Origin of the sequence: uncultured Roseovarius sp. (assembly GCF_913054395.1) — a bacterium.
Taxonomy (GTDB): Bacteria; Pseudomonadota; Alphaproteobacteria; order Rhodobacterales; family Rhodobacteraceae; genus Roseovarius.
In genome coordinates, this window is the sequence record NZ_CAJXIP010000193.1 from 1 (window position 1) to 5,177 (window position 5,177).

The following is a 5,177-nucleotide window of genomic DNA, read 5'->3' on the forward strand; positions in this document are numbered from 1 at the left end:
GATCTGCATGTGCTCCCTCGGCGGGGGGCACAGGACATGGGTCCGCTCTGGGCTGGGAGCCGTCATCTGGTTCGTCGCGCCCAGCCCTGCAAGGTCAAGATTCGCGTGCCGCAGCGCCGCATGTCGGCTTCGAGACCGATTTGCGTTTTTCTGCATTGCGGCCCAAAGTCCGCTATCGGTTGTAGGCTGGTCATGTGGAAGGGGCACCAAAGTGAAATTCAAAAAATTGTACTCGGATCCTAAAGGCGAAAGCCATTGGTCAGACATCGAAGTTGAACTTGAGGAGCAAACGTTCGCGCCGCCTGCGAAAGCAATCGAGATTTCAAAGCCAGAAGCCGTCACGCAAACCATGTTCTTGAGGCTCAAGAAGGGCTGGGATGAACCAATTCATCCTACGCCTGTCGCTCAAAAGCTCATTTGTCTTTCTGGCTCGGTACGTGTGACTGCGAGCGATGGAGACTTCAGGGATATTGGGCCGGGCGACGTCTGGCATATGGAAGACAAGCACGGCAAGGGTCACCATACCGTTGTAACAAGCGACGAAGACTTTCTATCCGTGATCGTACAGTACGAGTAACAGAGCCCGCACTGGCCTGCACGGCAAAGCTGACGTTCAACATTGCCCTTGCACAGGTCCGCTTTAGTCCCACGGTCCTGACCTTCGCCACTTCGCATATTGGGCTCATGCAGCGAATGCGCACGTGCGGAGAAGGTCGGGTGAGAGCCCATTTATACCTACTAATGCTGCGTCATCAACAAATGTCCGCTTCGGTTCGCTTAGCTGGAAGCGGCTACCATTTGACAACGTACTCAGGCGAGCTGAAATGGCAAACGCCTCAGAATGTCACGATTTTTCGCGCCTGATCGATTATCTCCGCGACGATCTCGGCTGCCGGCTGGACTTTTGTTACAAGACCAACGCCCTGACCGGACCACATCGATAGTCCCTCAATATCGCCCGCAAAGACGGCATTGGGCGACGCGCTTGTATAGCGGACAATTCCGCTCCCATCTTGACGATGCGCCAACACGTCGCCTTCACCGGGGCGTTGGCCCAAAGCCGGTTTTCCGGCAGCTTCCCACATTTTTGAGGTCGTATTCTTCAACGCCCGATGCGGTGCATTTGGCCAACTCAGATCATAAAGGTCATCGTAGCGATCCGTATCGTCCTCCGAGGCCGCCAACAGTTGCGCGCGATAGGTAGGGTGAACAGGGGCTTCCTCAGCCGCCAGAAAGCGCGTTCCAATCCATGCGGCTGAAGCTCCAAGCGCCAGTGCCGCTGCAAGCCCGCGCCCATCGGCGATCCCTCCTGCCGCAATCACTGGAACGTCACCGACTGCATCGACGACGGCAGGTACCAAGGCCATCGTCGAGACCTTTCCCTCAACATGACCGCCAGCTTCGTAGCCCTGAGCACAGATTGCATCGGCCCCTAGAGCGACCGCCGCACGTGCTTTTTCTGCCGTGCTCGCTGTTATGATGACTTTGCAGCCCGCTGCTTTGGCGCGTGGGACGAAATCGCCTGTATCACCCCAGAACAGCGAAATGATCTCGACGCCTTCCTCGAAGCAAGCTTCAAGCTGAGCTTCACTTCGAAAATCCATGTTGAGGTTGACGCCAAATGGTTTGGCCGTCAGCGATCTGATCCGCCGCACTTCAGCTTTCAGCCCGTCGGGATCGAGATACCAGACCGGAGCAATTCCAAGCCCTCCGGCATTGCTAACGGCGGCGACAAGCTCAGGCGACGAAACTCCGCCAACAGGGGCCAGCACGACTGGGTTGCTTGTTCCGAAACGTTTGCAGAATGCGTTGGTCACAATGACACCTCGTCATGGCAGATTTGGCTGAATGTTAATGGCGCGATCTAATTATAGCCAGCAGACTTGGACGAAAGGCAGACATTGGTACGCACCTACAGGAAGTCAGCTTCGTCCCGCGTTGTTGCCTTTCACGTGGGGGTAATGCTGCGCAGCGCACGAATGGCGGCAATGCGAGTAGTAAATGCAGCATTCGGGAAGATTGTTGAGTGACGGTTATCTGCCACGTTGTGGCGATGATGCAGGCTTGGGCGATGCTATTAAGCGGGTTTCTCTATAACGCCAGCGGTTTGGCCAGGGCCGATCAACCAAGAATTCATGCGAGTCATGGTCCATACGTTCCCTGAAAGGTCAACAAGCACCTCTTCAGTTTGGCATTAGAAAGCGGGCAGTTGCCGTAAAGGTTGGCAAAATCGCTTAGTCCTGTAACACTTGGCCTTGCATCTTGAATATTGTTACGATTCGTAATTCGCCGATCTCAATTCAGAGAAAAGCATTTTTGCCGGTTTCCAGGTAAACAGATGCGCATATTTTGGTTGGGCCAATTTCGCAGGATTAAAGCGGAAAACGCGGCCCGGCAGAGTAGGGGAGAGATTTGAATGACGTGTGGAAATAGTCCGGCGCATGTGTGACCCTATGGTCATTCCGGGTCAAATTCTAACGGTACATCCAGCGACAAATTTGGCGCAGGTTTGCCCGTATATCCAAACGGATTGTGCCGCTGAATACTGCGCCACCGGTTGGGGCAGGCCGCCAAAGTCAATGCGGGGGATCTGGTCGTGAGCGATACGCGCCCTTCAGGCACAGCTACTGAAGCCGATAACGGTGCGTCGGTCTCATATGCTGTGCTGGACCAAACGATCTGGGCGCGGTTTCAGAATGCGGAATCGGTTGGCGATTATCTTGAAGCCTGGCTTGGCATTCTGACTCGGAACGTTGACGGCATGGCGACGGGGTTACTTGTCGCGACCGAGGCATTGGATGTCGGACCGTTCGAGCCGGTGGCGCAATGGCCGGTGGGGGGCGCGATCAGCGAGGATCTGAGCCGCGCCGCGGGTGAAGCCGTGCGCACCCGGCAAAGCGTCGTGTTTGGCGAGGGCACCGAGCGCCGCGTTCTCGCCTTTCCGATCATGGTACTCGATGGTTTGTTCGGTGCTGTCGCCATTCATATTCCAAAGCCGGGGATAGCAACCTCTGTGCTGTTTCGACGCATACAATGGGGCGCGGGCTGGATCGAGTTGCTGCTTCGACGCGAGCAGGAGGCAAAAGATGGCGACCTGCGTGAGCGCGTTACCGTTGCCTTTGATATGCTCGCGACATTGCTTGAACGTCATCGGTTGGACGAAGCGGCGGCGGCGCTGGTGACGGAACTCGCACGTCGAATGGACTGTGAAACCGTCAGCCTGGGATTGCGCAAGGGGCGCCGTATGAGGGTGCAGGCGGTATCGAGCGCCGCCAGTTTCGGGCGGCGCGCAAGCATGATCCGCGAGGTTGCCCACGCCATGGTCGAGGCGACGGACCAGGAAGCGGTCATCCTTTGGCCCGAGCCCGAAGATTGGGAATTCCGCGTTGCTATCGCTCATGCGGATCTGGCTAAATCTCACGATGTCGGCTCGGTTCTGACAATCCCGCTGGTCTCGGGGGACGATATCGTCGGCGCGTTGACGTTTGAGCGCCGCGAAGACCTTCCGTTCACGGCACGCGACATCGAAGTCGCCGATGGGGTCGCAAGTATCGCCGGTCCCATCATCGAAGACAGGCGCCTTGCCGACAGGTGGCTGCCACACAAGATTGCGTCCACTGCATTGCGATATGCAAAGGCCCTTTTGGGCCCGTCACATTTCGGCGCGAAACTGGCCACGCTTCTGGTCGGAGCCGCGGCGGCAACACTCTGGTACGGCACAATTGACTATTCGATCAGTGCACCGGCCCGCCTTGAAGGAACAATTCAGCGTAGTGTGGTTGCCCCGTTCAACGGTTATCTCGCGACCCAGCGTGCACGGGCTGGCGATCTCGTCGAAGCCAGTCAGGTTTTGGCCATTCTCGACGAAAAGGATTTGTCGCTTGAACGACTGCGGCTTGGTACGGCACTCAGTCAGCGCCGACGCGAGCTTGACCGCGCCATCGCGACACGGGATCTGGCGGAAGCCAACATCATACGCGCCCAGCTGGAACAAGCCGAGGCACAAATTCTGCTCATCGACGAGCAGCTTGCCAGAACACGTATTACGGCGCCGTTTTCGGGGTATGTGGTCGAGGGTGATTTGTCTCAATCCGTCGGAGCGTCGATCGAGCGCGGGCAGACCTTGTTCCGGATCGCCCCGCTTGACGGGTTTCGCGTCGTGCTTGAGATCAGCGAGGCCGATATTCGTGCGATCGAAGAAGGCCAGATCGGCAGTTTGCGTCTTGCGGCTTTCCCAGAAGAGTCATTGGATTATAAGGTGAAGGTGATTACGCCCCTGGCGCGGCAGGGTGAAGGGCGCAACTACTTCCGGGTCGAGGCCCAATTGCTCGGAGAAATAGCGAAGCTGCGTCCGGGCATGGAAGGAATATCGCGCACGACGATTGATGAACGTCGGCTGGGCTGGGTCCTGTTGCATGATCTCGGTGACTGGATGCGCCTCAAACTGTGGTCATGGCAGCCATGAGTGCTCAGAGAAACTGGACAAGCGCTTCGTGGTATCGCGTGTCAGACTTCCGCCCGCGTCTGCGTCGGCATGCCCGCATTCACCGGCACCTTTACCGTGGCGATGTCTGGCATGTTTTGCAGGACAGGGCATCTGGGCGCTTCCATCGCTTTCGGCCTGCTGCCTATCGGCTGATCGCCATGATGGACGGCACGCGGACGCTTGAGGAAATCTGGGAACACGCCGTCGAAAAAATGGACATCGACTCGGTGACACAGGACGAACTGGTTCGTCTCGTGGGACAGCTGTACTCGGCAGATGTTCTGACCGGCGACGTGCCACCCGATATTGTCGAACTTTCCGATCGCGGCCGCCGGACAAAGCGCAGCAAGATCATCAAGAGCCTGATCAACCCGCTGGCGCTCCGTGTCCCGGTCTTTGATCCCGACGGCTTCCTTGACGCCACGATGCCACTCGTGCGCCCGCTTTTTTCGTGGTTCGGCTGGCTTCTCTTCTTCGGGGTCACTGCCTATGCGATTGTCCTGGCCGCGTTGAATATCGAGGCGCTTACGGAAAACGTGGGCGACCGTGTTCTTTCGGCAGAAAACCTGGTTCTGCTTTTGATCGCCTATCCGCTTATCAAGGCCTTTCATGAACTTGGGCATTCCTACACCATTAAGCGATGGGGGGGCGACGTGCATGAAATCGGTATCATGTTCCTCGTCTTCATGCC

The 5,177-nt window shown here is 57.2% G+C and carries 4 protein-coding genes; 3 read left to right on the top strand and 1 reads right to left on the bottom strand.

Annotated features, from left to right (window positions below; all coding sequences use genetic code 11):
- Positions 1 to 211 precede the first annotated feature (211 nt).
- Entirely contained in the window at positions 212 to 577 is a 366-nt protein-coding gene (locus QZ522_RS17595; RefSeq protein WP_294614670.1) for a cupin, read from the top strand.
- A 259-nt stretch (positions 578 to 836) separates the two neighbouring features.
- On the opposite strand, the gene QZ522_RS17600 is transcribed toward QZ522_RS17595, so the two are convergent.
- Positions 837 to 1,817, bottom strand: coding sequence for a nitronate monooxygenase (locus tag QZ522_RS17600; RefSeq protein WP_294614672.1), 981 nt, complete (start codon positions 1,815 to 1,817; stop codon positions 837 to 839).
- A 779-nt stretch (positions 1,818 to 2,596) separates the two neighbouring features.
- On the opposite strand from QZ522_RS17600, the gene QZ522_RS17605 reads away from it, so the two are divergent.
- Positions 2,597 to 4,465 (top strand): HlyD family efflux transporter periplasmic adaptor subunit, encoded by a 1,869-nt coding sequence (locus tag QZ522_RS17605; protein WP_294614674.1) that lies wholly within the window; start codon positions 2,597 to 2,599, stop codon positions 4,463 to 4,465.
- A partial coding sequence (locus tag QZ522_RS17610) for a PqqD family peptide modification chaperone (RefSeq protein WP_365353902.1) occupies positions 4,462 to 5,177 on the top strand: 716 nt, incomplete at its 3' end. The genes QZ522_RS17605 and QZ522_RS17610, both read left to right, overlap by 4 nt.